22 protein-coding genes are annotated in these 25,274 nt (G+C 69.2%); 19 read left to right on the top strand and 3 right to left on the bottom strand.

All coding sequences use genetic code 11. The annotated features are described in order from the left end of the window. Positions 1–60 precede the first annotated feature (60 nt). From BKA16_RS15285 to BKA16_RS15230, 12 genes are all read left to right on the top strand, one after another. Complete coding sequence (locus BKA16_RS15285) at positions 61–912, top strand: acyl-CoA thioesterase domain-containing protein (protein ID WP_183371499.1); 852 nt, start codon at positions 61–63, stop codon at positions 910–912. Further along, entirely contained in the window at positions 909–1,520 is a 612-nt protein-coding gene (gene pdxT / locus BKA16_RS15280; protein ID WP_183371498.1) for a pyridoxal 5'-phosphate synthase glutaminase subunit PdxT, read from the top strand. Before BKA16_RS15285 ends, pdxT begins: the two co-directional genes overlap by 4 nt. 63 nt (positions 1,521–1,583) lie before the next feature. Continuing rightward, entirely contained in the window at positions 1,584–2,339 is a 756-nt protein-coding gene (locus BKA16_RS15275) for a YebC/PmpR family DNA-binding transcriptional regulator (RefSeq protein WP_183371497.1), read from the top strand. 144 nt (positions 2,340–2,483) lie between these two features. Next, positions 2,484–3,056 carry a crossover junction endodeoxyribonuclease RuvC gene (gene ruvC / locus BKA16_RS15270; protein WP_183371496.1) on the top strand — a complete coding sequence of 191 codons (573 nt, stop codon included), beginning with the start codon at positions 2,484–2,486 and terminating at the stop codon, positions 3,054–3,056. Next, positions 3,053–3,646 carry a Holliday junction branch migration protein RuvA gene (gene ruvA / locus BKA16_RS15265; protein ID WP_183371495.1) on the top strand — a complete coding sequence of 198 codons (594 nt, stop codon included), beginning with the start codon at positions 3,053–3,055 and terminating at the stop codon, positions 3,644–3,646. The genes ruvC and ruvA overlap by 4 nt, the downstream gene beginning before the upstream one ends. Continuing rightward, entirely contained in the window at positions 3,643–4,713 is a 1,071-nt protein-coding gene (ruvB, locus tag BKA16_RS15260) for a Holliday junction branch migration DNA helicase RuvB (protein WP_183371494.1), read from the top strand. The genes ruvA and ruvB overlap by 4 nt, the downstream gene beginning before the upstream one ends. 63 nt (positions 4,714–4,776) lie before the next feature. Next, the gene (gene yajC / locus BKA16_RS15255; RefSeq protein ID WP_183371493.1) at positions 4,777–5,196 is read left to right on the top strand and encodes a preprotein translocase subunit YajC; all 420 of its coding nucleotides are present in this window, start codon (positions 4,777–4,779) and stop codon (positions 5,194–5,196) included. Positions 5,197–5,207: 11 nt separating this feature from the next. Further along, entirely contained in the window at positions 5,208–6,821 is a 1,614-nt protein-coding gene (secD, locus tag BKA16_RS15250) for a protein translocase subunit SecD (RefSeq protein WP_183371492.1), read from the top strand. Continuing rightward, positions 6,818–7,867 carry a protein translocase subunit SecF gene (secF, locus tag BKA16_RS15245; protein ID WP_183371491.1) on the top strand — a complete coding sequence of 350 codons (1,050 nt, stop codon included), beginning with the start codon at positions 6,818–6,820 and terminating at the stop codon, positions 7,865–7,867. The genes secD and secF overlap by 4 nt, the downstream gene beginning before the upstream one ends. Continuing rightward, positions 7,864–9,567, top strand: coding sequence for an ABC transporter substrate-binding protein (locus BKA16_RS15240; protein WP_183371490.1), 1,704 nt, complete (start codon positions 7,864–7,866; stop codon positions 9,565–9,567). The genes secF and BKA16_RS15240 overlap by 4 nt, the downstream gene beginning before the upstream one ends. Continuing rightward, positions 9,564–10,139 carry an adenine phosphoribosyltransferase gene (locus tag BKA16_RS15235; RefSeq protein ID WP_183371489.1) on the top strand — a complete coding sequence of 192 codons (576 nt, stop codon included), beginning with the start codon at positions 9,564–9,566 and terminating at the stop codon, positions 10,137–10,139. The genes BKA16_RS15240 and BKA16_RS15235 overlap by 4 nt, the downstream gene beginning before the upstream one ends. Before the next feature lie 37 nt (positions 10,140–10,176). Next, entirely contained in the window at positions 10,177–12,480 is a 2,304-nt protein-coding gene (locus tag BKA16_RS15230) for a RelA/SpoT family protein (RefSeq protein WP_183371488.1), read from the top strand. A 27-nt stretch (positions 12,481–12,507) separates the two neighbouring features. Here BKA16_RS15230 and BKA16_RS15225 read toward each other — a convergent pair whose 3' ends face one another. Next, entirely contained in the window at positions 12,508–13,443 is a 936-nt protein-coding gene (locus tag BKA16_RS15225) for a peptidylprolyl isomerase (RefSeq protein ID WP_183371487.1), read from the bottom strand. A gap of 146 nt (positions 13,444–13,589) precedes the next feature. Between BKA16_RS15225 and BKA16_RS15220 the strand changes: the two genes are divergently transcribed. Both BKA16_RS15220 and hisS read left to right on the top strand, forming a co-directional pair. Continuing rightward, complete coding sequence (locus tag BKA16_RS15220; RefSeq protein ID WP_183371486.1) at positions 13,590–14,300, top strand: MBL fold metallo-hydrolase; 711 nt, start codon at positions 13,590–13,592, stop codon at positions 14,298–14,300. Then, on the top strand, positions 14,297–15,562 hold the full coding sequence (hisS, locus tag BKA16_RS15215; RefSeq protein WP_183371485.1) for a histidine--tRNA ligase: 1,266 nt from the start codon (positions 14,297–14,299) through the stop codon (positions 15,560–15,562). The genes BKA16_RS15220 and hisS overlap by 4 nt, the downstream gene beginning before the upstream one ends. A gap of 82 nt (positions 15,563–15,644) precedes the next feature. On the opposite strand, the gene BKA16_RS24200 is transcribed toward hisS, so the two are convergent. After that, a complete protein-coding gene (locus tag BKA16_RS24200) occupies positions 15,645–16,232 on the bottom strand; it encodes a hypothetical protein (protein ID WP_343067445.1) in 588 nt (195 codons plus the stop codon). Between the two features lie 507 nt (positions 16,233–16,739). Then, positions 16,740–17,594 carry a KPN_02809 family neutral zinc metallopeptidase gene (gene ypfJ / locus BKA16_RS15205; protein WP_183371484.1) on the bottom strand — a complete coding sequence of 285 codons (855 nt, stop codon included), beginning with the start codon at positions 17,592–17,594 and terminating at the stop codon, positions 16,740–16,742. Between the two features lie 131 nt (positions 17,595–17,725). Here ypfJ and aspS point away from each other — a divergent pair, with 131 nt between their 5' ends. The 5 genes from aspS to ruvX all read left to right on the top strand — a co-directional run bounded on the left by aspS (position 17,726) and on the right by ruvX (position 25,269). Further along, positions 17,726–19,543, top strand: coding sequence for an aspartate--tRNA ligase (gene aspS, locus BKA16_RS15200; protein WP_183371483.1), 1,818 nt, complete (start codon positions 17,726–17,728; stop codon positions 19,541–19,543). A gap of 7 nt (positions 19,544–19,550) precedes the next feature. After that, positions 19,551–20,702, top strand: a complete 1,152-nt coding sequence (locus BKA16_RS15195) for a protein kinase family protein (RefSeq protein WP_183371482.1) — start codon at positions 19,551–19,553, stop codon at positions 20,700–20,702. A 7-nt stretch (positions 20,703–20,709) separates the two neighbouring features. After that, positions 20,710–22,065 carry a replication-associated recombination protein A gene (locus BKA16_RS15190; RefSeq protein WP_343067444.1) on the top strand — a complete coding sequence of 452 codons (1,356 nt, stop codon included), beginning with the start codon at positions 20,710–20,712 and terminating at the stop codon, positions 22,063–22,065. Positions 22,066–22,159: 94 nt separating this feature from the next. Then, positions 22,160–24,826: an alanine--tRNA ligase gene (gene alaS / locus BKA16_RS15185; RefSeq protein ID WP_183371481.1), complete on the top strand. Its 2,667-nt coding sequence runs from the start codon at positions 22,160–22,162 to the stop codon at positions 24,824–24,826. Continuing rightward, positions 24,823–25,269, top strand: a complete 447-nt coding sequence (gene ruvX / locus BKA16_RS15180; protein ID WP_183371480.1) for a Holliday junction resolvase RuvX — start codon at positions 24,823–24,825, stop codon at positions 25,267–25,269. The genes alaS and ruvX overlap by 4 nt, the downstream gene beginning before the upstream one ends. The last annotated feature ends 5 nt before the right edge of the window (positions 25,270–25,274 follow it).

Genomic DNA, 25,274 nt, shown 5'->3' with positions numbered 1-25,274 from the left:
CGCGTTCACGCAGTGAGCCCAGATGAGACGGAGCCCCGCCGGTGAGGGATAATGCCTGCTGTGGCAGACATCGAGGACATTCTTGCCGTCGAGCGCATCGACGACGACATCTATCGCGGCAGCGCCTTCGCCAGCGCGCTCCGCCGCACCTTCGGCGGCCAGGTCGCGGGCCAGGCGCTGGTCGCCGCGACACGCACCGTCGGAGCGGAGTTCGGTGTGCACTCGCTGCACGGCTACTTCCTGCGTCCGGGCAAACCCCACCAGCCGACGGTGTTCCTGGTGGACCGCATCCGGGACGGACGGTCCTTCGTCACGCGTCGCGTCAACGGGGTGCAGAACGGCGAGACGATCTTCTCCATGTCGGCCTCGTTCCACGTCGCCGACGACGAGGGGATCGAGCACCAGGACACGATGCCGCCGGCGCCCGACCCGGAGAGCCTGCCCGACGGCAGCGAACTCGAGGGCACGGCCAAGCTCCTGCGCGCCGAATGGGACAACTTCGACGTCCGCATCGTCCCGCCCGACCAACTCGTGACCCACGGGTGGTTCGCATCGCAGCAGCGCGTCTGGTTCCGCTACCGCAAACCGCTGCCCGACGATCAGCTCCTGCACGTGTGCACGCTGGCGTACATGAGCGATATGACGCTGCTCGGCTCGTCGAAGGTCGCGCACCCCGATGCGACGGTGCAGAGCGCCTCGCTCGATCACGCCATGTGGTTCCTGCGTCCGTTCCGCGCCGACGACTGGCTGCTGTACGACCAGACCTCGCCGTCGGCGTCGCACGCGCGTTCGCTGACCCAGGGCCGGATCTACGATCGGGCCGGCCGCATGGTCGCGGCGGTGACCCAGGAGGGCCTCACGCGCACCGGCGTGCCCGAGGGCAAGGCCACCTTCATCGCGGTGCGCGAGTGACGCCGCTCATCGGGGTCCTGGCACTGCAGGGCGATGTGCGCGAGCACACGGCGGGTCTGCGGGCGGCCGGGGCGGACGTCCTGCCGGTGCGACGCGTGAGCGAACTCGACCGCGTCGACGGGATCGTGATCCCCGGCGGGGAGTCGACGGCCATGAGTCGCCTGCTCGGCGTGTTCGATCTGTTCGACCCGCTGCGGGCGCGGCTGCGCGACGGCCTGCCCGCCTACGGCTCCTGCGCCGGGATGATCATGCTCGCCTCGGCGATCCTCGACACGCGCGCCGATGCGCGACACCTCGACGCCCTCGACATCACGGTGCGGCGCAACGCATTCGGACGGCAAGTCGAGTCGTTCGAGACCGATCTGGAGTTCCGCGGCATCACCGATGTCGCGGACGCCGCTCCGATGCGCGCGGTGTTCATCCGCGCGCCGTGGGTCGAGTCGGTCGGCGAGAACGTCGACGTTCTGGCCACCGTCCCGCAGGGCCCGGCGGCCGGGCGCGTCGTCGCCGTCCGACAGGCGAACGTGCTGGCCACCTCGTTCCATCCGGAGGTCACCGGCGACCATCGAGTGCACGGGTACTTCGTCGACATGGTTCGGGCGGCGTAAGATTTCACAGTCACTTCCGGTGCGGACAGCGCCGGGACTGCGTACACGGAAGGGATCACCACCATGAGCGGCCACTCCAAATGGGCCACCACCAAGCACAAGAAGGCGGCCATCGACGCCAAGCGCGGCAAGATGTTCGCCAAGCTGATCAAGAACATCGAGGTGGCCGCCCGTACGGGTGGTGGTGATCCTGCGGGCAACCCGACGCTCTACGACGCGATCCAGAAGGCGAAGAAGTCGTCGGTCCCGAACGACAACATCGAGCGCGCCCGCAAGCGCGGCGGCGGTGAAGAGGGCGGCGGCGCCGACTGGCAGAACATCACCTACGAGGGCTACGGCCCGAACGGCGTGGCGATCCTGATCGAGTGCCTCACCGACAACCGCAACCGTGCGGCCACCGAGGTCCGCACCGCGATGAGCCGCAACGGCGGCAACATGGCCGACCCGGGTTCGGTCTCGTACCTGTTCACCCGTAAGGGCGTCGTGACGCTCGAGAAGGGCGACCAGACCGAGGACGACGTCCTGATGGCGGTTCTCGACGCCGGCGCCGAAGAGGTCACCGACCTCGGCGAGACCTTCGAGGTGGTCAGCGAACCGGGCGACCTCGTGGCCGTGCGCACCGCGCTGCAGGAGGCGGGCATCGACTACGACTCTGCCGAACCGGACTTCCGCGCGTCGGTCGAGGTCGCGGTGGACGTCGACGGCGCTCGCAAGATGATGAAGCTCATCGACGCCCTCGAGGACTCCGACGACGTGCAGAACGTCTACAGCAACGTCGACATCAGCGACGAGGTGCTCGCACAGCTCGACGAGGACTGACCTCCTTAGACGAAGGCCCGGCACCGCGATCGGCGGACGCCGGGCCTTCGCCGTCGGCACGGCCGTGTCGGCGGCGCGATGCGGGGCGACCATGCGATACAATCTCGAACAACTGTTCGTAATCGGGAGAGGTGGGTCGCGAAGGTGCGCGTGATGGGCGTCGATCCGGGGCTGACGAGGTGCGGTGTCGCACTGGTGGAGTCCGGCTCGGGTCGTAAGGTCACCGCGCTCGACGTCGACGTCGTGCGCACCCCGGCCGCCATGGATCTGGCCGAGCGGCTGCTGAAGATCCACACGGCCGTCGAGCACTGGCTCGACACGCATCGACCGGACGTGGTGGCCGTCGAGCGCGTCTTCGCGCAGCGTCAGGTGAGCACCGCGATGGGCACCGCGCAGGCGGCGGGCGTCGTCGCCCTGGCCGCCGCGCAGCGCGACATCCCGGTCCGCTTCCACACGCCGTCGGAGGTCAAGGCCGCGGTCACCGGTTCCGGTCGCGCCGACAAGGCCCAGGTGACGATGATGATCACCCGGATCCTCGGGATGCAGACCGCGCCTAAGCCCGCCGACGCCGCGGACGCCCTCGCGCTGGCGGTCTGCCACTGCTGGCGCGGTCCCCTGAACGACCGGATGGAGGAGGCCGCCGCGAAGGCCAAGGCGGCTCAGGATCGGCACCGTGCGCGCCTGAAGGCGGCACAGGAGGAGGCTGCAGCACGATGATCAGGTCTGTCTCGGGAGAGGTCGTCGAGATCGCCCTCGACCACGTCGTCGTCGAATGCGCTGGCGTCGGCTACCGGGTGCTGGCGACGCCGCCGACCATCGGCAGACTCACCCGCGGGGAGCATGCGCGCCTGCTCACGTCGATGATCGTGCGCGAGGACTCGATGACCCTGTACGGATTCACCGATCCGGAGGCGCGTGAGCTGTTCGGTCTGCTGCAGACCGTCACCGGCGTCGGACCCCGGCTCGCGATGGCCACCCTGGCCGTCCTCGAACCGGACAGTCTGCGTCGCGCGCTCGCCGAATCGGACGCCAAGGCGCTGACCGCGGTGCCCGGCATCGGCAAGCGGGTGGCCGAGCGTCTGGTCGTGGAACTGCGCGACAAGGTGGCCGCCGCCCCGGTCGGAGCGGGTGTGCCCGGTGCCCCGGAGACGGGCGTCGGAGCCCAGGTGGTCGAGGCGCTCATCGGTCTCGGCTTCACCGAGAACGCCGCGCAGCAGGCGGTCGCCGCCGTTCTGGCCGGACAACCCGACGCCGACTCCGCGACGCTGCTGCGGACCGCGCTCGCCGGACTCGGACCGCGTCGATGACCGACGGTTTCGACGCCGACGACGGATTTCTCACGGCCGACGCCATCCCCGCCGACCGTGATCTCGACGCGAGCCTACGACCGAGCAGCCTCGCCGAGTTCGTCGGGCAGCCGAAGGTCCGGGAACAGCTCGAACTCGTCCTGCACGCCGCGCGAGGGCGCGGACGGACTCCCGACCACATCCTGCTGTCGGGTCCGCCCGGACTCGGCAAGACGTCGCTGGCGATGATCATCGCCAGCGAGATGGGATCGGCCATCCGCATCACGTCCGGCCCGGCGATCGAGCGGGCGGGCGACCTCGCGGCCATGCTGTCGAATCTCGTCGAGGGCGACGTCCTGTTCATCGACGAGATCCACCGCATCGCCCGGCCCGCCGAGGAGATGCTCTACATGGCGATGGAGGACTTCCGCGTCGACGTCGTCGTCGGCAAGGGGCCCGGCGCCACGTCGATCCCGCTGGAGATCGCACCGTTCACCCTGGTCGGCGCGACGACGCGGTCGGGCGCGCTGACCGGACCTCTCCGCGACCGATTCGGCTTCACCGCGCACATGGAGTTCTACGAGGCCGCCGAACTGGTCCGCGTGCTGGTGCGGTCCGCGCAGATCCTCGACATCGACATCGACGCCGATGCGGCCGCCGAGGTCGCCGGACGCTCACGCGGGACCCCGCGTATCGCCAACCGACTCCTGCGGCGCGTCCGCGACTACGCCGAGGTCCGCGGCGACGGCCGCGTCGACGTGGCCGCCGCACGTGCGGCACTGGCCGTCTACGACGTCGACGAGCTCGGACTCGACCGGCTCGACCGTGCCGTCCTCGGCGCCCTCGTCCGCGGATTCGGCGGGGGACCGGTCGGCGTGTCGACCCTCGCCGTGGCCGTCGGCGAGGAACCGGCCACCGTCGAGGAGGTGTGCGAACCGTTCCTGGTGCGCGCGGGCATGATCGCGCGCACCCCGCGCGGTCGGATCGCGACGGGAGCGGCATGGAATCACCTCGGCCTGCAGGCGCCGCCCGACGCCATCGACCAGGTTCACGGTGTGCGGGCCCGCGAAGAGACGCCGTTCGACTGATCGGCCCGCCTCCCGGCGTGTGCGCTGCATGCGTGCGCGACTCGGCCTGGCACACTGGAGGCCATGTCATCCTCATTGATCATCCCGCTGATGCTGGCGGCGATGGCGGTGTTCATGTTCGTGAACATCCGCAACCAGAAGAAGCGGGCCGCGGCGACGGCCGACATGCAGTCCTCCATCGTGGAGGGCACACGTGTTCAACTGCACTGCGGTCTGTTCGGCATCGTGGCCGACACCTCCGACTCCGATGTGGTGCACATCGAGATCGCGCCCGGCGTCGTGACCGAGTGGAACCGCCTCGCGATCCGTGAGGCGGCCCCGATCGCCTCCGACGAGCCCGAGAACCTCGACGACACCGACTTCCAGGTGCCCGACAGCCTCGAAGGACTGGACGGTGCGAGTGACGGTCCGGATCTGCGCAAGGCCGCCGATCCGGAGCCCTCGAAGGACGAGTCGGACGACGACAAGCCCGAAGAGAAGTAGGCTCACTGCACGTGACGAGCAACAATCCACTCACTGCGAGGCGCAACGCGCAGCGGGAGACGTCGCCGTGGGCGCCGCTCCTGGGCTTCATCGGCGTCCTCGCCCTGATCTTCGTGCTGGTGTTCGCGACCGGCGATCACAAGGCCGAACCCAAGCTGGGCATCGACCTGCAGGGCGGTACCCGCGTGGTCCTGACGGCCCGCACGGAGGACGGTAAGGCCCCCGACCGGTCGCAGCTCGATCTGGCTCGCCAGATCATCGAGCAGCGCGTCGACGGGCTCGGCGTCGGCGGCTCCGAGGTCGTGGTCAACGGCAGCACCCTGGTGATCACGGTGCCCGGCAACGACGGCAAGCAGGCGCGCTCGTTGGCGCAGACCGCACGGCTCTACATCCGGCCGGTCATCGACTCGCAGGCGGCGGTCCAGCAGAAGACCGATCCGAACGCGCCCAAGCTGTCGGAGATGACCTCGGAGGAGCAGACGGCCGCCATCGACGCCGCGCGCGCCGCGCGGCAGGCGCCGGCCACCGCCGATCCCAACGACCCGAAGGACGCGCAGATCACGCGTCTGCGCGCGGAGATGGCCAAGGTCAACTGTGATCCGAACGCCGTCGACCCGCTCGTCGGCTACGACAAGCCCGACGAGTACCTCGTCGCCTGCGGTCAGAAGGACGGGCAGGTGTACCTGCTCGCACCGCAGATCATCAAGGGCACCGACGTCGACAAGGCCAAGGCGGCGCAGAACCAGACCGGCCAGTGGGTCGTGCAGATCGACTACAAGGGCGACGGCAAGCAGACCTGGGTCGACTACACGTCCAAGAACGTCGGCAAGGTGACCGCGACCGTCCTCGACTCGCGGGTGGTCAGCGCCGCGACGATCAACTCGGCGATCATCGGCACCACGGAGGTGTCCGGCGACTTCACCCAGGCCGAGGCCGAAGAACTCGCGAACGCGCTCCAGTACGGCTCGCTGCCGCTCTCGTTCGAGACCTCGGACGCGCAGACCGTCTCGGCGACTCTCGGACTCTCGTCCCTGAAGGCGGGTCTGATCGCCGGTGCCATCGGTCTCCTCGCGGTGCTGCTGTACGCGCTGCTGTACTACCGGATGCTGGGCTTCCTGACCTTCCTGTCGCTGATCCTGGCGTCGGCGATGGTCTACGGCCTCATCGTGCTGCTCGGCCGATGGATCGGCTTCACCCTCGACCTCTCGGGCATCGCCGGTCTGATCATCGGCATCGGCATGACCGCCGACTCGTTCGTCGTCTACTTCGAGCGGATCAAGGACGAGATGCGCGAGGGCAGATCGTTCCGCTCGGCGGTCTCGCGCGGTTGGGCCAGCGCTCGTCGCACGGTGTGGACCGGCAACGCGGTCAGCTTCATCGCCGCGGCGATCATCTACTTCCTCGCCGTCGGTCAGGTCAAGGGCTTCGCGTTCACGCTGGGCCTGACCACGATCATCGACGTCGTCATCGTGTTCCTGGTGACGCATCCGATGGTCGTGCTGGCGAGCAGGACGCAGTTCCTGTCCCGCCCGAGCATCAACGGTCTCGGTGCGGTGTCGGAAGTGGCCCGTAAACGACGTGCCGCCGCCAAGCAGAAGGCGAACGCAGGAGAGGACGCGCTGTGAGCGAGGAGAAGCCCACCACGGTCTGGGCCGACGACGACTACGTCGCGGCGAAGAACCAGTCGTTCCTGTCCCGCCTGTACACCGGCACCGGTGCGTTCGACATCGTCGGAAAACGCAAGACCTGGTACATCGTCTCGGCCGTGATCATGTTGATCTGCGTGCTGTCGATGATCTTCCGCGGCTTCACGCCGGGCATCGACTTCGAGGGCGGCACCCAGGTGTCGCTGCCCGCGTCGTCGTCGGTCACGACCGATGCGGTGAGCGACGTGTTCAGCACGACCCTCGGGTACGCGCCGGAGGCCGTGCAGACCGCGGGCGCCGGTGACGCCGCCACGATTCAGCTGCGCACCGAGTCGCTGTCCGATCAGGACGCCAACAAGCTCTCGCATGCTCTCGCCGACACGTTCAAACCCGACATCACGCTGTCGGATGTGAGCAGTTCGGACGTCAGCTCCACCTGGGGCGCCGAGATCACCCGCAAGATGGTGATCGCGCTGATCGTGTTCCTCGTGGTGGTGTTCGTCTACATCGCGATCCGTTTCGACCGGGAGATGTCCGCGGGTGCACTCGTGTCCCTGCTGTTCGACGTGGTCGCGACCGCGGGCGTGTACTCGCTCGTCGGGTGGGAGGTGACGCCCGCGACGGTCATCGGTCTGCTCACCATCCTCGGCTTCTCGGTGTACGACACCGTGGTCGTGTTCGACAAGGTCGAGGAGAACACTCGATCGGTGTTCGCCACATCCCGTCGAACCTTCGCCGAACAGACGAACCTCGCCGTCAACCAGACCCTGATGCGATCGATCAACACGACGATCATCTCGGTGCTGCCGATCATCGCGTTGATGGTCGTCGCGGTCTGGATGCTCGGCGTCGGCACGCTCAAGGACCTCGCGCTGATCCAGTTGGTCGGCGTCGTCGTCGGCACCTACTCGTCGGTGTTCCTCGCATCGCCGCTGCTGGTGTCGATGAAGGAGCGTCGTAAGGACGTTCAGAGGCACACCAAGAAGGTGCTGGCTCGCCGCGAGAAGATGGCGGCACAGGCGTGATCGGCCCGCGGCTGCGACGGATCGCAGCACTCACCGCTGCCCTCGCGGCCGCGGGCGCAGGCCTCGTCGCGTGCGGCGAGCAGGAGTCCTCGAGCATCGACTACCTGATCGACGCCCGAGTCTCCGACTACAACGCGAACACGAGTGACGGGTACGCCGACGGCTCGCTCATGGCGCTGACCCGTGTGCTTCCCGGATTCTCGTTCATCGGACCCGACGGTCAGATCGTCGCCGACCGCGATGTGGGCACCGCGACTCTCGTCGAATCGTCGCCGACCACCGTCCGGTACGACTTCGACCCGAAGGCCGTCTACTCCGACGGCAAGCCCATGGTGTGCGACGACATCGTGTTGGCCGCCGCCGCGATGGGCGGCCGGGTCCGCGGCTTCGACGCCGCCACCAACGCGGGCTACCGCGACATCGATCGCGTCGACTGCACCCCGGGCGCCAAGACGGCCACCGTCACATTCGACAAGAACAGCCAGTACCTGGACTGGCAGGGACTGTTCGGCGCCGGCACCCTGCTGCCCGCCCACGTCGTCGGACGCCTCGCCGGGGTCGCCGAGGTGGCCTCCGCGCTCACCACGGGCAACCGCGCGGCGATCGCGAAGATCGCCGACGCGTGGAACACCGGCTTCAAACTCGCACCCGGCGACGACGTGGATCCGGAGACCTTCGTCGCCTCGGGTCCGTATCGGGTGGAGTCCTACAGCGCGGACAAGGGCCTGCGACTGGTCGCGAACGACAAGTGGTGGGGGCGCGATCCGGTCCTGGGCGACGTGACGGTCTGGCCGTCCGGCACCGACGGGGCGAAAGCCGTCGACGACGGTGTCGTCGACGTCGCCGACACCGCGGACGTCGCGACCGCCGACAAGGTCGCGGGCGAGGATGCCGCGCCCACCGACACCGATCGCAGCGCCCAGCGCGACACGGCGCCGCTGGCGGTGACGAGCCTGGTGTTCGCGCGGAGCGGCGTGGCCGCCGATCTCCGAGTGCGCCAGGCGCTGGCCACGTGCATGCCGCGGGATCGGTTGGCCCGCGAGCACGGCGCCAACGGCATCGTGTGGAGTCTGCGCAGCGCCGCCCCGGCGGATGCGCTCGGGCCGTCGCTCAACGCGCAGTTCAGCAGGCGGTACCCGCGATCGAACCCGGCGCGGGCCCGCGGCATCCTGGAACAGCGTCCGACCGACGAGAACGGGCGGCGGTCCAAGCCGGTGATCCGCATCGGGTATCCGAAGGGGTCGCCGACTGCGGCGGCGGTGGTCACGACGATCGCCGACGCGTGTGTCGGCGCAGGGATCACCGTGCGCGACGTCGCGACGCCCGACTTCTCGGTGTCCCAGCTCGGCAAGACCGCGGACGCGGTCCTGATGTCCGGTGACACGTTCGCCGCGTCGGGCACGGCCAGCGGGGTGCCCGCGATCTACGCGTTCTATCCGGGCGATCCGCTGAACCTCTCCGGTTTCCGGAGCGAGTCGGTGGGCGCCGCGGTGACCGACCTGTCCGCGACGGCGAGCGACAGCGCTCGACTGCCGCTGTTGCGGACGATCGACACGCAGACCTGGGATCGGCTGCCGACGATCCCGCTGTACGGCACCGTGCGAGGCCGAGAGGCCACCGACGCGGTGCAACGGATGGTGCCCGGACTCGGGCGCTCGGGAACGGGATGGAACATGGATCGATGGGGAGTGACCGGATGACGGTCGGAGTGGCCGAGGAGACGGCCGTGCGCCTGGCGCGTGCCCGGACGGCGATCGAGCGACACGCCCGGCTGGTGCCGGACTTCCCGGAACCGGGCGTCGCGTTCAAAGATCTGACGCCGGTCCTCGCCGCCGCCGACGGGCTCGCCGCGGTCACCGAGGCGCTCGCCGACGTCTGTGCGGGCGCGGATCTGATCGCCGGCATCGACGCCCGCGGCTTCCTGCTCGGCGGCGCGATCGCGCACCGGCTGGGCATCGGCGTCGTCGCCGTCCGCAAGGGCGGAAAGCTGCCGCCGCCGGTCGTCGGCGTCGATTACGACCTCGAGTACGGCTCGGCGCGGCTGGAGGTGCCCGCATCGGGCATCGAGTTCGCCGGTCGCCGTGTCGCCGTCGTCGACGACGTCCTCGCGACGGGTGGAACCCTGTGCGCCAGTGTGGAACTCCTGATGCGAATGGGTGCGTCGGTGCGCGATGTGGCCGTGGTGATGGAACTGGAGGGCTTTCCGGGACGCACGCGGGTCGAGGCGGCGGGCGGCGGTTCGCTGCGCGTGCACAACCTCTGTGACGGGTGATGTGGGTCACTCCTCGATCGGGGCTTAGACTCGCACCATGAGCGAACCCGATGCCGCGCGCCGCAGTGACGAGACCGCTGCACCTCTGAGTTCCCGGCGGGTGCGCGCGCGTCTGGCGCGCCGCATGACGTCCGCGCCGCGCGGCGGTGTCGCGCAAGTCCTCGAACCGCTGGTCGCCCTGCATCGAGACGTCTACCCGAAAGCCGACGTCGCCGTCCTCCAACAGGCTTACGACGTGGCCGACGCCCACCACACCGGTCAGATGCGCAAGTCCGGAGACCCGTACATCACGCATCCGCTCGCGGTCGCGACCATCCTCGCCGACCTCGGAATGGACACCACGACCCTCGTCGCCGCGCTGCTGCACGACACGGTCGAGGACACCGGCTACTCGCTCGATCAGCTCGAGTCCGACTTCGGTCCCGAGGTGGCGCACCTCGTGGACGGCGTCACCAAACTCGACAAGGTGGCGCTCGGCAGCGCCGCCGAGGGCGAGACCATCCGCAAGATGATCATCGCGATGGCCCGCGATCCCCGGGTGCTCGTGATCAAGGTCGCCGACCGGCTGCACAACATGCGGACCATGCGTTTCCTGCCGCCGGAGAAGCAGGCGCGCAAGGCACGCGAGACCCTCGAGGTGATCGCTCCGCTGGCGCACCGGCTCGGCATGGCAACGGTCAAGTGGGAGCTGGAGGACCTCGCGTTCGCGATCCTGCACCCGAAGAAGTACGAGGAGATCGTGCGTCTGGTCGCCGATCGCGCGCCCAGCCGGGACACGTATCTCGAACGCGTCCGCAGCGACCTGAACAACGCCCTCGGCGGCGCCCACATCCAGGCCACCGTCGAGGGACGGCCCAAGCACTACTGGTCGATCTATCAGAAGATGATCGTGCGCGGCAAGGACTTCGACGACATCCACGACCTCGTGGGCATGCGCATCCTGTGCGACGAGGTGCGCGACTGCTATGCCGCGATCGGCGTGGTGCACTCGCTGTGGCAGCCGATGGCCGGCCGGTTCAAGGACTACATCGCCCAGCCCAGCTTCGGCGTGTACCAGTCGCTGCACACCACCGTGATCGGACCGGAGGGCAAACCCCTCGAGATCCAGATCCGCACCCACGAGATGCACCGCACCGCCGAGTTCGGCATCGCGGCGCACTGGCGGTACAAAGAGGGACGCAAAGGCAAGGGGCGCAAGGCCACCGACGTCGCCGAAGTGGACGACATGGCGTGGATGCGGCAGTTGCTCGACTGGCAGCGTGAAGCCGCGGACCCGGGGGAGTTCCTCGAGTCGCTCCGCTACGACCTCGCGGTCAAGGAGATCTTCGTCTTCACCCCCAAGGGCGACGTGGTGACGCTGCCCGCGGGCTCGACTCCGGTCGACTTCGCGTACGCGGTGCACACCGAGGTGGGGCACCGATGCATCGGCGCGCGCGTCAACGGTCGGCTCGTCGCCCTGGAACGGCCGCTGGAGAACGGCGAGGTGGTGGAGGTCTTCACCTCCAAGGCCGAGAGCGCCGGGCCGAGCAAGGACTGGCAGAACTTCGTCGTCTCGCCGCGCGCCAAGGCCAAGATCCGTCAGTGGTTCGCCAAGGAGCGTCGCGAGGAGGCGCTCGAGGCGGGCAAGGAGGCGATCGTCAAGGAGGTCCGCCGCGGCGGTCTGCCGCTGCACCGACTGCTCTCGGGCGAGTCCGTGACGGCCGTGGCCAAAGAGTTCGGGTTCAACGACGTGGACGCCCTGTACACGGCGGTCGGCGAGGGACACGTACCCGCCGGGCGGATGGTCCATCGTCTGGTGGCGATGCTCGGCGGGGTGGAGGCCGCCGAGGAGGAGATCGCCAATCGGGCGACGCCGTCGACCCCGCCCGCATCACGCACCGGAAGCGGTGACAGCGGCGTCGTCGTCGAGGGCATCGACAACGTGCTGGTCAAACTCGCCAAATGCTGCACCCCGGTGCCGGGCGACGAGATCCTCGGCTTCGTGACGCGCGGCGGAGGCGTGAGCGTGCACCGCTCGGACTGCACGAACGCCGAAGAACTCCGCACCCAGCCCGAACGACTGGTGCCGGTGAGCTGGGCGGCCACCACGAACGCGGTGTTCCTCGTCGCCATCCAGGTGGAGGCGCTCGACCGGCATCGGCTGCTCTCGGATGTGACGAGAGTGCTCGCCGACGAACGCGTCAACATCCTGTCGGCGTCGCTGACGACGAGCCGCGACCGCGTCGCTATCAGCCGATTCACCTTCGAGATGGGCGATCCCAAACATCTCGGCCACGTGCTGAACGTGGTCCGCAACGTCGAAGGCGTCTACGACGTGTACCGGGTGACCTCGGCGAGCTGAGCCGCGCCCCGGCACACGGGTGCGGGCTCAGTCGTCGTCGCTGACCGACGCCTTCGTGATGTTCAGCTGAGTCTTCGGCAGGCCGTTGGTCGCCGTGGATCCCGGTCCCGGAGCGATGCCGCCCGCGGCGATCTGGTCGACGATCTTCATACCGTCCCGGTCGACCTTGCCGACGACGGCGAGAGTCGGAGTCAGCTTCGAATCCTTGGTGAAGATGATGAAGTTGCCGCTGCCGGTGTTCGTGCGGGAACCGTCCTCGGCGTTGGTGTTGACGATCGCCACTGTGCCGCGCGGATAGATGACGGCGTCGGGGGAGCCCATCTGGGCCGTCTGCGGATCGATCGGGACGGTGCGCAGACCGTGCGGCGGCTCGTCCGGCGAACTCCAACCGGGCGCCCCGATACCGGTGAGGGTCGGATCGCCGCACTGCAGACCGCGGATGTTCTCGGTGTTCCACAGCTGCGAGCAGCCGGTGTCGTCGTAATAGCCTGCGGAGGCCAGGGTGAGGAACGCGTTCGCATTGCACGCGGCGGTGCTGCGATCGACGGCGATCGAGATGTCGCCCTTGTCGGTCGTGAACGTCACATCCGCGGTCCCGGAGTTGCGGGGGCGGTCGTCGGGCTTAGCCGACTTGCGCTCCTTCTGCGAACCGTCCTTGAGCTGCTTGATGAGCGATTCGACCTCTGCCTTCTGATCGGCGGGCGCCTGCGGCAACGCCTGGGTGAGTCGATCGATCTGCGCTTTGAAGTCGGACGGGGCGTCCGCGTACGTGCACTGGGCGTGACGACCGTTGTCCCACGACCGCCACCAGAAGTAACCGCCCACCGCGGCGATGGCGACGACGACGACGCCTGCGGCGGCGATCATCGAGAGGCGCCGCTTCTTCGCGGCCTGCTTCTCGCGCTCCAGCCGTTCTTCGAGCTTGCGGCGGGCGGCCTCGCGACGCTCTTCGTTGGTCGACACGCTGGTGGAACCTCCTGTACGCGGGTGCCGTCGGCGGTCTCGTCCGCACGGCGCGACCCATGCTATCGCAGAGCCGTGAGAGGTCGATGAGACAATGGAGTCCGACGCACACCGAATGTGCCGACGATCGAAGGGACTTCAGCGCAGTGTTGATAGCGGGATTCGCCGCGGGGGCTTTCCAGACCAACTGCTACCTCGTGGCCGACGGGCCCGGTTCGGAAGCGGTCGTCATCGATCCGGGGCAGGACGCGGCGCCGCAGGTCCGCGCCGCGCTCGCCGAGTACTCGCTGACCCCGGTCGCGATCTTTCTGACGCACGGTCACCTCGACCACACCTGGAACGCGCAGGAGTTGGCCGACGAGTACTCGATCCCGGCCTACATCCACGCCGACGATCGTCCGATGCTGACCGATCCGGGGATGGGCATCGGTTCGGCCCTCTCGTCGATGATCGCCGGTCTGGAGTTCCGCGAGCCGGAGAAAGTGGTCGAATTCGTCGACGGGGAGGACGTGGAGGTGGCCGGTGTGCGGTGGGCCGTCGACCACGCACCCGGGCATTCGCGCGGCAGCGTCCTGTTGACCCCCGATCTGCCCGTCGATCCGGAGACCGGGAGAGCGGTTTCGGTCTGCTTCTCCGGCGACGTGCTGTTCAACGGTTCGATCGGCCGCACCGATCTGCCCGGCGGCAGTCACCAGCAGCTGCTCGACTCCATCGCGGCCAGACTGATGCCGCGCGACGACGACCAGGTGATCCTGCCCGGCCATGGACCGCAGACGACGATCGGCGCCGAGCGCACCGGGAACCCGTTCCTCGTCGATCTGCCCGATGTGAAGAAGAAGGGACGTTTCGGACTGTGAGCGAGTTCTCCGCGCCGAAAGGCATTCCGGACTATTTCCCGCCGGCCTCGGCGGACTTCGTCGCCGTCCGGTCCGCGCTGACCGACGCCGCCTACCGGGCGGGTTACGGACACATCGAGCTGCCGATCTTCGAGGAGACCGCGCTGTTCGCGCGCGGTGTCGGCGAGTCGACCGACGTCGTCAGCAAGGAGATGTACACCTTCGCCGACCGCGGCGGCCGCACGGTGACGCTGCGTCCGGAGGGGACGGCCGGGGTGATGCGTGCGGTGATCCAGCACGGTCTGGACCGCGGTCAGCTCCCGGTGAAGCTCTGCTACTCGGGTCCGTTCTTCCGCTACGAGCGGCCCCAGGCGGGTCGCTACCGCCAGCTGCAGCAGGTGGGCGTCGAGGCGATCGGCGTCGACGATCCGGCGCTGGACGCGGAGGTGATCGCGATCGCCGACGAGGGCTACAAGCGGCTGGGACTCACCGGCTACCGCCTCGACCTGACCTCGCTCGGCGACGACACGTGCCGTCCGCAGTACCGGGAGGCGCTGCAGGAGTTCCTGCTCGGGCTCGACCTGGACGAGGCCACGCGCGAGCGCGCCCGCATCAATCCGCTGCGTGTGCTCGACGACAAGCGCCCCGAGATCAAGGCGATGACCGCCGACGCCCCGCTCATGCTCGATCACCTCAGCGAGTCGGCCCGCGACCACTTCGCGAAGGTCACCGGCCACCTCGACCGGCTCGGCGTCGAGTACGTGATCAACCCGCGTCTGGTCCGCGGCCTGGACTACTACACCAAGACGACCTTCGAGTTCGTGCACGACGGGCTCGGCGCGCAGTCGGGCATCGGCGGCGGTGGCCGCTACGACGGTCTGATGAAGCAGATCGGCGGGAAACAGGAGCTCTCCGGAATCGGGTTCGGCATCGGCGTCGACCGCACGATTCTGGCGCTGCAGGCCGAGGGCGTCTCGGTGGCCGGCGCCGGACGGGTCCAGGTGTTCGGCGTCCCGCTGGGCGACGACGCGAAGGCCGAGATGGTCGCGATCGCCGGTCGTCTCCGCGACGCGGGTGTCACCGTCGACCTGGCCTACGGCGACCGCGCCCTCAAGGGCGCCATGAAGGCCGCCGACCGCTCCGGCGCGCGCCTGGCCCTGGTCCTCGGCGAACGCGAGCTCGGCGAGCGGATCGTCGAACTCAAGGACCTCGGCGACGGCTCCCAGGAGTCGGTGGCGCTCGACGACGTCCTCGCCGAGGTCCAGCGCCGACTCGACTCCTGACATCCGCGGCTCCCGGCTGCTTCCGCGGCAGTCGGGGAGGCCGCGGATGCCGGTGGCGGCCGCGGATGCGCCGACGCGGCGGTCAGCCGTATCGGATTCCGATCCTGTCGTAGCGCTCTTCGAGTCTGGCGACCAGTCGGCCGGCGCGCAGGTCGTCCCAGATCCACCGTCCGACGTCGAGGCCGAGCGCGCGCAGGCCGTCCTCGCGAAGCTTCTCCCGGATCACCACCTGCTCGGGCGGTTCGCCCCGACGCATCTCGCGACGGTACTTGACGAGGCCGTCGAACTCGCCGACGAAGACCCCGTCGACACCGAAATCGCATCGCGCCAGACGACCCGAGCCGAGCAGGTGCTCGACCTGAAGGTCGGGAAGTGGCAGCGCGGCGTCGATCATCTGCGCGCGGCTCCACGACTCGCCGGGCGATTCGGCTCGGGGATCGGCGAACGAGTACGCGCGACGAGCCATCGCGACCCCGCGCTTGCTCCTGCGCAGGTGCCTCTCCATCCCCTCGGTGCTCGCACCGGCGCGCAGTGCGGCGTCGAACACCGTCAGCGCCTCGGGCAGATCGTCACGGGCGGTCGCGAGGTCGACGCAGGTGCGTTCGAGGCTGGTGACGACGACCCCGTCGACCTCCACCACGTCGTCCGGGCCGAACAGTCCCGCGTGCACGATGCGGCCCCGCGCCTGGTGCCGCCGCCGTCGCGTCCGTTGGTGACGTGGACGTGCGTCCGGTCGGGGAAGAGGGTCGGCAACCCGTGTACGGCCGCCGCGGAGTCGTGGCTCAGCACCGGCTTTCCGACGCCCGTCGCGGCCGCGATGCACGTCGCGATGTAGACGAGGTCCGCGGCGTCGTCTCGACCGGCCAGCGGCCGCGTCGGGATGTACCTCCCGCGTCCGACGCCGTGGATCTCGTGACGACGCAGCGCGCCGGAGATCGTGCGTTCGCTGATACCGGACGCGAGAGCGACGTCACGGTGGATGATTCCGTATCGATCTACTGGCCATGTCATGGCCTGAAGTACACGCGCGAATCCCGAAAAGCGCACCCGCGTTGTCCACAGGGTCGTCGCACCACCGGCATTCGCGGGCTCCGCCGACATGCGCGGCATTCCCGACGGCCGCGGGCGTCTGCGGGTGCCGCGGATGCGGCGCGTCGACTGGCGGAGATGAACGAGCTTACAGGTCGTCGGTCGCGAACGTGTCGCAGCGCTTCGGGTCGCCCGACTCGTAGCCGGTGGTGAACCAGCGGACGCGCTGTTTCGCGCTGCCGTGGGTCCAGCCCTCGGGGTTGGAGTTGGCACCCTGGATGGTGTCGTCGCCGATGGCCTTCGCGGACTGGATGACGGTCGCGATCTGGTCGTCGGTCAGCGGAGCCAGCATGGCGTCGGGGCCGTCGTCGGCGTGGTTGGCCCACACGCCCGCGAGGCAGTCGGCCTGCAGCTCGATGCGGACCGAACCGTCGTTGCCCATCCGCTGTCCTTTCGCGAGGACGCCGGTGAGATTCTCGACGTGGTGGCCGTACTCGTGGGCGACGACGTACATCTGAGCGAGCGGACCGTCCGATCCGCCCATGCGTTTGAGCTCGGAGAAGAAGCTCGGATCGAAGTACGCGGTCTGGTCGGCGGGGCAGTAGAACGGGCCCATCGCCGACGACGCGGCACCGCATCCGGTGTCGATGCCCCCGGAGAAGATGGTCATGTCGGCGTCGGTGTAGCCGTTCATCAGCTTCGGCCACACCTGGTTCAGGCTGTTCTTGGTGGCCACCAGCCGACACACGTCGTCGGAGTTGGCCAGTTCGACGGTGCACTCGTCGATGTGCTGCTGCAGGGCCGCCTGGTCGCCGGTCGCCTGCTGACCCGACGACGTGTCCGCGCCGCCCATGATGTCGCCGGGATTGACGCCGAACAGCAGCGCGACGATCGTGACGACGAGACCGAGTCCGCCGCCCATCGCGATCCGGCCGCCACCGCCTCCGCCGCCGCCCGCGGAGACTCCGCCGGTGTTCAGCGGGCCGCTTCCCTGGAAAGTCATGCGAACACGATATCCGGTGCCCACGGCGGATCGGGGGACTGTCGCACAGACAGTCGATCCAGGTGTCGCTTTGTCGGGACCGGACCGTAGACTGGGTCGAGATCATCTTGTCCTTATCAGGAAGGAACCCAGTGCTCCGCACGCATTTCGCCGGATCGTTGCGCCGCGAGAACGCCTCGCAGACTGTCACCGTAGCCGGTTGGGTGGCTCGTCGACGCGACCACGGCGGGGTCGTCTTCATCGACCTCCGCGACTCCTCGGGCCTGGTCCAGGTGGTGTTCCGCGACGAGAAGGTGGCCGAGGCCGCCCATAAGCTCCGTGCCGAGTTCTGCGTGCAGGTGACCGGCGAGATCGAGGTCCGTCCCGACGGCAGCGAGAACACTGCCCTCGCGTCCGGCGCCGTCGAGCTCAACGCCCGTGAACTCGTCGTCCTGAACGAGTCGGCGCCGCTGCCGTTCCAGCTCGACGAGCAGCCCGGCGAGGAGGCGCGTCTGCGCCACCGGTACCTCGATCTGCGACGCGAGGGTCCGGCCAAGGCGATCCGGCTGCGCTCCAAAGTGAGCGCCGCGGCCCGCGAGGTGCTCGGCGGTCACGACTTCGTCGAGATCGAGACCCCGACGCTGACCCGCTCGACGCCCGAGGGCGCCCGCGACTTCCTGGTGCCCGCGCGCCTGCAGCCGGGCAGCTTCTACGCTCTGCCGCAGAGCCCGCAGCTGTTCAAGCAGCTGCTCATGGTGGCGGGTATGGAGCGCTACTACCAGATCGCGCGCTGCTACCGCGACGAGGACTTCCGGGCAGACCGCCAGCCCGAGTTCACCCAGCTCGACATCGAGATGAGCTTCGTCGACGAGGACGACGTGATCGCCCTCGCCGAGGAGATCCTGGTGGCGCTGTGGAAGCTGATCGGGTACGAGATCACCACCCCGATCCCGCGGATGACCTACGCGGACGCCATGGCGCGCTACGGCTCCGACAAGCCCGACCTCCGCTTCGGCATCGAGCTGGTGGAGTGCACCGAGTTCTTCGCCGACTCGCCGTTCCGCGTGTTCCAGGCTCCGTACGTGGGCGCCGTCGTCATGGAGGGCGGCGCCTCGCAGCCGCGCCGCCAGCTCGACGCCTGGCAGGAGTGGGCCAAACAGCGCGGCGCCAAGGGGCTGGCCTACATCCTGGTCCAGGAGGACGGCTCGCTGACCGGGCCGGTCGCCAAGAACATCTCCGACGCCGAGCGCGACGGCATCGTCGCCCACGTCGGGGCGCGGCCCGGCGACGCGATCTTCTTCGCGGCGGGCGCCGTCAAGTCCTCGCGTGCGCTCCTGGGCGCCGCGCGCGGCGAGATCGCGAACAAGCTCGGCCTCATCAACGACGGCGACTGGGCGTTCACCTGGGTCGTCGACGCGCCGATGTTCGAACCGGCGGGCGACGCCGTGGAGGCGGGCGACGTCGCCGTCGGCTCCGGAGCCTGGACCGCCGTGCACCACGCGTTCACCTCGCCCAAGCCGGAGTGTCTCGAGGACCTCGAGGCCGATCCGGGCGCGGCCGTCGCCTACGCCTACGACATCGTGTGCAACGGCAACGAGATCGGCGGCGGATCGATCCGCATCCACCGACGTGACGTTCAGGAACGTGTCTTCGCGATCATGGGCATCAGCGAAGAGGAGGCGCAGGAGAAGTTCGGCTTCCTGCTGGACGCCTTCGCCTACGGCGCACCGCCGCACGGCGGCATCGCCTTCGGCTGGGACCGCATCACCTCGCTGCTCGCCGGCGAGTCGTCGATCCGCGAAGTGATCGCCTTCCCGAAGTCCGGCGGCGGCGTCGACCCGCTCACCGATGCGCCCGCGCCGATCACCGCGGCGCAGCGCAAGGAGTCGGGTATCGACGCCAGACCCGCCGTCAAGAAGCGGGACGAGAGCTCGGTGGCAGCTCAGGAGGGACAGGCGTCCGGCGCCTGATCTGAACATGACCCTAGTGGCACACGATCGGATCGATGCCGTGCTCGACGCGACGCAGGACATCCTGACGCGTCGAGCCGGTGCCTCCGTCCGCATCGACGACCCCGAAGACCTCGGCGGCTCCGGACGCAGCACGGTGCTGCGCGTCCGGGTCGCCGACAACCCCGTCTCCCTGGACCGGACGCTGGTGGTGAAGGCCTTCGACGACAACTCCGAGTCCGCACAGGTGCTGCGCGAGATCGCGTCGTACCGTTACGCGACCGCCCTCCCGACCGCGTCTCGGCCGGGACCGCAACTGCTGGCATCCGATCTCGACACGCGGATCCTGGTCCTGACCGACCTCGGCAACGGTCGCGGCATGCTCGACCAGCTCGCCTCACCCGACGTCGACGAGGTCCGACGCGGTGTCAGCGCGTGGGGCCAGGCGCTCGGTCGGATGCACGCCGCCACCTACGGCGGCGAGGACGACTTCAGAGCCTTGCTGCGCGTGTCCGGTCGCGGCGGCCGACGCCCGGACGCCGACGCCCTCGCGGCGGGCATCGGTCGGGAGGCCGCGGCCTCGGTGCGGCGCGCCGACGAGGTCGCCGCGGAGGTGGGCATCGACGTCCCCGGCGAGTTCGGCGACGTCCTCTCCGCGGGACTCGAACTGTTCAGCGACAGCCGGTTCCGCGCGTTCAGTCCGTCGGACGTCGGTCCGGAGAACATCCTGATCAACGACGACGGCGTGCAGTTCATGGACTACGAGTGGGGCGCCTTCCGCGATGCCGCACTCGACGTCGCGTATGCGCTGACGACGTTCCCGGCCGCGTTGTCGGATCAGGCGTCGACTCGCCGCGTGGAACTGGAGTCGGCGCTGATCGACGCCTGGCGGTCGGAGGCGTCGCCGCTGTGGCCCGCGCTCTCGGACGACCGGACGCTGCACACACGCCTGATCACCGCGTGCACCCTCTGGGCGTGGTTGGGCACCTACTGGATGCTCGAGTCCGACACGTCCGGACACGATTGGGCCCTGCACACCTCCGATCCGCGCGTGGTGACCATGCGCTGGGCCGATCTCGCGGACACGGTCGACGATTCGGTCGGCGCCGAGGACGTCCAGGTGGTCGGCGAGGTGGCCCGCAGCATGGAGCGGGCGCTGCGCCGCCTCTGGTTCGAGTGAGTTCCCGGTGACCGAGGACAGCCTCTTCGACGATGTCGGAACTGCACGTCGGTCGGCGCCGACGACCCCCGCGCCGTCCGCGCCGCTGGCCGTCCGGATGCGTCCCACCTCGCTCGACGAGGTGGTCGGGCAGGACCATCTGCTGGGCGAGCGGTCGCCGTTGCGGCGGCTCATCGCCGGATCCGGCGGCTCCTCGGTGATGCTGTACGGCCCGCCCGGTACCGGCAAGACGACGATGGCCTCGCTGATCAGCCAGGCCACCGGCGGCAGCTTCGAGGCGCTGTCGGCGCTGTCGGCCGGCGTCAAGGAGGTCCGCGCGGTGATCGACGCCGCTCGCCGTCGTCTGGTCGGCGGCGAGCAGACGGTCCTGTTCATCGACGAGGTGCACCGCTTCTCCAAGACTCAGCAGGACGCACTGCTCGACGCCGTCGAGAACCGCATCGTGCTGCTGGTGGCCGCGACCACCGAGAACCCGTCGTTCTCCGTGGTCGCGCCGCTCCTGTCCCGGTCGCTCGTCCTGCACCTGCGCTCGCTCACCGACGACGATGTGAAGACGCTGCTGCGGCGGGCCACGACCGATCCGCGCGGGCTCGACGGCACCGTCGAACTGTCCGAGGAGGCCCTCGATCACCTCGTCGCGGTGTCCGGCGGCGACGCCCGGCGCGCTCTGACGGCGCTGGAGGCCAGCGCCGACGGCGCGACGGACGCCGTGGTCTCCGTCGCCGACGTGGAGGCCGCGATCGATCGCGCCGCCGTCCGCTACGACCGCTCCGGCGACCAGCACTACGATGTGACCAGCGCGTTCATCAAATCGATTCGCGGATCCGACGTCGACGCCGCTCTGCACTACCTGGCGCGGATGATCGTGGCGGGGGAGGACCCCCGGTTCATCGCGCGGCGTCTGATGATCCATGCGAGCGAGGACATCGGCATGGCCGATCCCACCGCGCTGCAGACCGCCGTCGCCGCCGGGCACGTCGTTCAGATGGTCGGCATGCCGGAGGCGCAGCTCGCACTGGCGCAGGCGACGATCCATCTCGCGACCGCACCGAAGTCCGGCGCCGTCACCTCGGGGCTCGGTGCGGCCGTCGCGGACATCTCGGCGGGCAAGGTCGGCGCGGTGCCCCCGCATCTGCGGGACGGGCACTATGCGGGCGCCAAGAAGCTGGGGAACGCCGTCGGCTACAAGTACCCGCACGATCATCCGGACGGTGTTCTGCCCCAACAGTATCCGCCGGACGGACTGGTGGGCGCGGACTACTATCAGCCCACCGATCACGGTTTCGAGCGGGAACTCGGCCCGCGCGTGGGCAAGCTGCGCTCGATCGTGCGCGGCATCGCGGGCCGCGGCCGCCGCAACTGACACGCGAGCCGCCGACTGTGATGCAGGCCCACGGTCGCGCCCCGGTAAACTCGCCGGTGAATCATCGCCCGAATTCGACGAAGGACACCCCGCAGTGCAGACGCATGACATCCGGAAGCGCTTCCTGGACCATTTCATCCGGGCCGGACACACCGAGGTGCCCAGCGCATCGCTGATCGTCGACGACCCGAACCTGCTGTTCGTGAACGCGGGCATGGTGCCGTTCAAGCCGTACTTCCTCGGCGACCAGACACCGCCGTACGAGCGCGCCACCAGCGTCCAGAAATGCGTGCGCACCCTCGACATCGAGGAGGTCGGTGTCACCACCCGCCACAACACGTTCTTCCAGATGGCGGGCAACTTCTCCTTCGGCGACTATTTCAAACGCGATGCCATCTCGTTCGCGTGGACACTGCTGACGAACCCGGTCGCCGAGGGCGGCTACGGCATCGACCCGACCCGCCTGTGGCCGACGGTCTACCTCGACGACGACGAGGCCGAGGCCATCTGGCGCGACGAGATCGGCGTGCCCGCCGAGCGCATCCAACGGCGCGGACAGAAGGACAACTTCTGGTCGATGGGCGTGCCCGGACCGTGCGGCCCGTGCTCGGAGATCTTCTACGACCGCGGACCGGAGTACGGCGTCGAAGGCGGTCCGGAGGCCGACGAGGATCGCTACATCGAGATCTGGAACCTCGTCTTCATGGAGAGCATCCGGGGCGAGGGCGGCGGCAAGGACGGCTACGAGATCCTCGGTGCGCTCCCGAAGAAGAACATCGACACAGGTATGGGGATCGAACGTGTCGCCTGCATCCTGCAGGGCGTCGACAACGTCTACGAGACCGATCTGTGCCGCCCGATCATCGACCTGGCCGCCGACCTCAGCGGCCGGAGCTACAGCGCCGGTCGTCACGAGGACGACGTCCGCTTCCGCGTGGTCGCCGACCATGCCCGCACCTCGGTGATGCTCATCGGCGACGGCGTGGTCCCGTCCAACGAGGGCGGCGGATACGTGCTGCGCCGCCTGCTGCGCCGCGTGGTCCGCTCGATGCGTCTGCTCGGCGCCAGCGAGCCGACGATGGGTCGCATCGTGGAGGCCGTCATCGATCTGATGAGCCCGTCGTACCCGGAACTGGAGCAGCAGCGCGCCCACATCGTCGCCGTCGCGGTGGGCGAGGAGGCGAGCTTCTCCAAGACCCTGGCCGCCGGTTCGAAGCTGTTCTCCGAGGCCGCCGACGCCACGAAGGCACACGGCAGGACGCAGCTCAGCGGTACCGACGCGTTCACCCTGCACGACACGTACGGCTTCCCGATCGACCTGACGCTGGAGATGGCGTCCGAGGCGGGCCTGGAGGTCGACCGCGACGGATTCGCCGAGCTCATGGCCGCCCAGCGCAGCCGCGCCAAGGCCGACGCGACCGCGCGCAAGTCGTCCCACGCCGATCAGACCGTGTACCGCGAGTTCCTCGACCGCGGCCCCACGGTGTTCACCGGCTTCGACGAACTGGTCTCCGAGGCCCGTGTCCTCGGTCTGGTGGCGGGCGGCGAACGCGTCCGTTCGGCCGCCCCGGGCACCGAACTCGAAGTGATCCTGGATCGCAGCCCGCTGTACGCCGAGGCCGGCGGCCAGACGGCCGACCAGGGCGTCATCACGACCTCCGACGGCGTCCGGCTCTCGGTCAAGGACGTGCAGAAGGTCGGCAAGCAGGTGTGGCTGCACCGCGTGATCGTCGACGAGGGCGAGATCGCCGAAGGCGACGAGGTCCTGGCCAGCGTCGACGCGGGCTGGCGCCACGGCGCCACGCAGGGGCATTCGGGCACCCACCTGGTCGGTGCGGCGCTGCGACAGATCCTCGGTCCGACCGCCACCCAGGCCGGTTCGCTGAACCGGCCGGGCTACCTGCGCTTCGACTTCCATTCGGCCACCGGGCTCAGCGACGAGCAGCGCGCGCAGATCGAACAGATCTCCAATGAGGCCGTCGAGGCGAACTACCAGGTCAACACCTTCGAAACGGAACTGGCCAAGGCCAAGGCGATGGGTGCGATGGCGCTCTTCGGCGAGAACTACGGCGACCGCGTGCGTGTGGTCGAGATCGGTGGACCCTTCTCCATGGAGTTGTGCGGTGGTACGCACGTCGGCAGTTCGGCGCAGGTCGGCCCGATCACGGTGATCGGCGAGTCGTCGGTCGGTTCGGGCGTACGCCGCGTCGAGGCGTACGTCGGCATGGACTCGTTCCGCTACCTGTCCAAGGAACGGGCGTTGATGGCCGGGTTGGCGTCCTCGCTCAAGGTGCCCTCCGATCAGGTCCCGGGGCGGGTCGAGCAGCTCGTGGCCCGCCTTCGCGATGCCGAGAAGGCGGTCGAGGCGGCCAAGGCGGAGCAGGCGCGGGCCGCCGTGTCCGGTCTGATCGATCAGGCGCGCACCGTCGGCGACACCCTCGTCGTCGCCGGTCGCGTCGCCGACGGTGTGGACGCGAACGGACTGCGTGCGCTGGTCACCGACCTGCGCGGCCGGGTGGCCGACCGCAACGCCGTGGTCGCCCTGTTCTCCGTGGACGGCGACAAGGTCCCGTTCGCGGTCGGCACCACCGACGCCGCACGCGCGGCGGGCATCAAGGCGGGTGACGTCGTCAAGGAGATCGCGCCGCTGGTGGCCGGTCGCGGCGGCGGCAAGCCCGATCTGGCGCAGGGCTCGGGAACCGATGCCGCGGGCGTCGACGCCGCGCTGGTGCGTCTGGCCGACGTCGTCGGGGGCCGATGATCACCCCTCGCGGGCGGCGAGTGGCGATCGATGTGGGCAGCGTCCGCATCGGCGTCGCCGTGTGCGATCCCGACGGGATCCTGGCGACGCCGGTCGAGACGGTGCGCCGCGCCAAGGACGGCAGTGACATCGCGCGCATCATCGAGATCATCGACGAGTACGAGGCGATCGGCGTGGTCATGGGTCTGCCCCGTACCCTCTCGAACACCGAGGGGCCCGCGGTCAGGGCCGCGCGCGGCTTCGGAAAAGCGCTGGCGGCGGGTCTGGCCGGGCGCGAGACCGGCGGCGATGTGCCGATCGAATTCTACGACGAACGACTGACGACAGTCACCGCGACGGCGGCATTACGGGCAAGTGGTGTGAAGGCGAAGGATGCGCGCGCCGTCGTGGATCAGGCGGCCGCGGTGGCTATTCTTCAGGGATGGTTGGACGGGAGACGGTGATGTGT

This window comes from Gordonia humi, from assembly GCF_014197435.1.
Classification (GTDB): Bacteria; Actinomycetota; Actinomycetes; order Mycobacteriales; family Mycobacteriaceae; genus Gordonia; species Gordonia humi.
The sequence above is the reverse complement of the archived record's forward strand: the minus strand, read 5'-3'. Positions and strand labels throughout refer to the sequence as shown.

Bases quoted from the DNA above. Each gene is read 5' to 3' on its own strand.
- BKA16_RS15275 (WP_183371497.1), top strand. From the start codon at position 1,584: ATGAGCGGCCACTCCAAATGGGCCACCACCAAGCACAAGAAGGCGGCC.
- ruvA (WP_183371495.1), top strand. From the start codon at position 3,053: ATGATCAGGTCTGTCTCGGGAGAGGTCGTCGAGATCGCCCTCGACCAC.
- ruvB (WP_183371494.1), top strand. From the start codon at position 3,643: ATGACCGACGGTTTCGACGCCGACGACGGATTTCTCACGGCCGACGCC.
- yajC (WP_183371493.1), top strand. From the start codon at position 4,777: ATGTCATCCTCATTGATCATCCCGCTGATGCTGGCGGCGATGGCGGTG.
- BKA16_RS15235 (WP_183371489.1), top strand. From the start codon at position 9,564: ATGACGGTCGGAGTGGCCGAGGAGACGGCCGTGCGCCTGGCGCGTGCC.
- BKA16_RS15230 (WP_183371488.1), top strand. From the start codon at position 10,177: ATGAGCGAACCCGATGCCGCGCGCCGCAGTGACGAGACCGCTGCACCT.
- ypfJ (WP_183371484.1), bottom strand. From the start codon at position 17,594: ATGACTTTCCAGGGAAGCGGCCCGCTGAACACCGGCGGAGTCTCCGCG.
- BKA16_RS15195 (WP_183371482.1), top strand. From the start codon at position 19,551: ATGACCCTAGTGGCACACGATCGGATCGATGCCGTGCTCGACGCGACG.
- ruvX (WP_183371480.1), top strand. From the start codon at position 24,823: ATGATCACCCCTCGCGGGCGGCGAGTGGCGATCGATGTGGGCAGCGTC.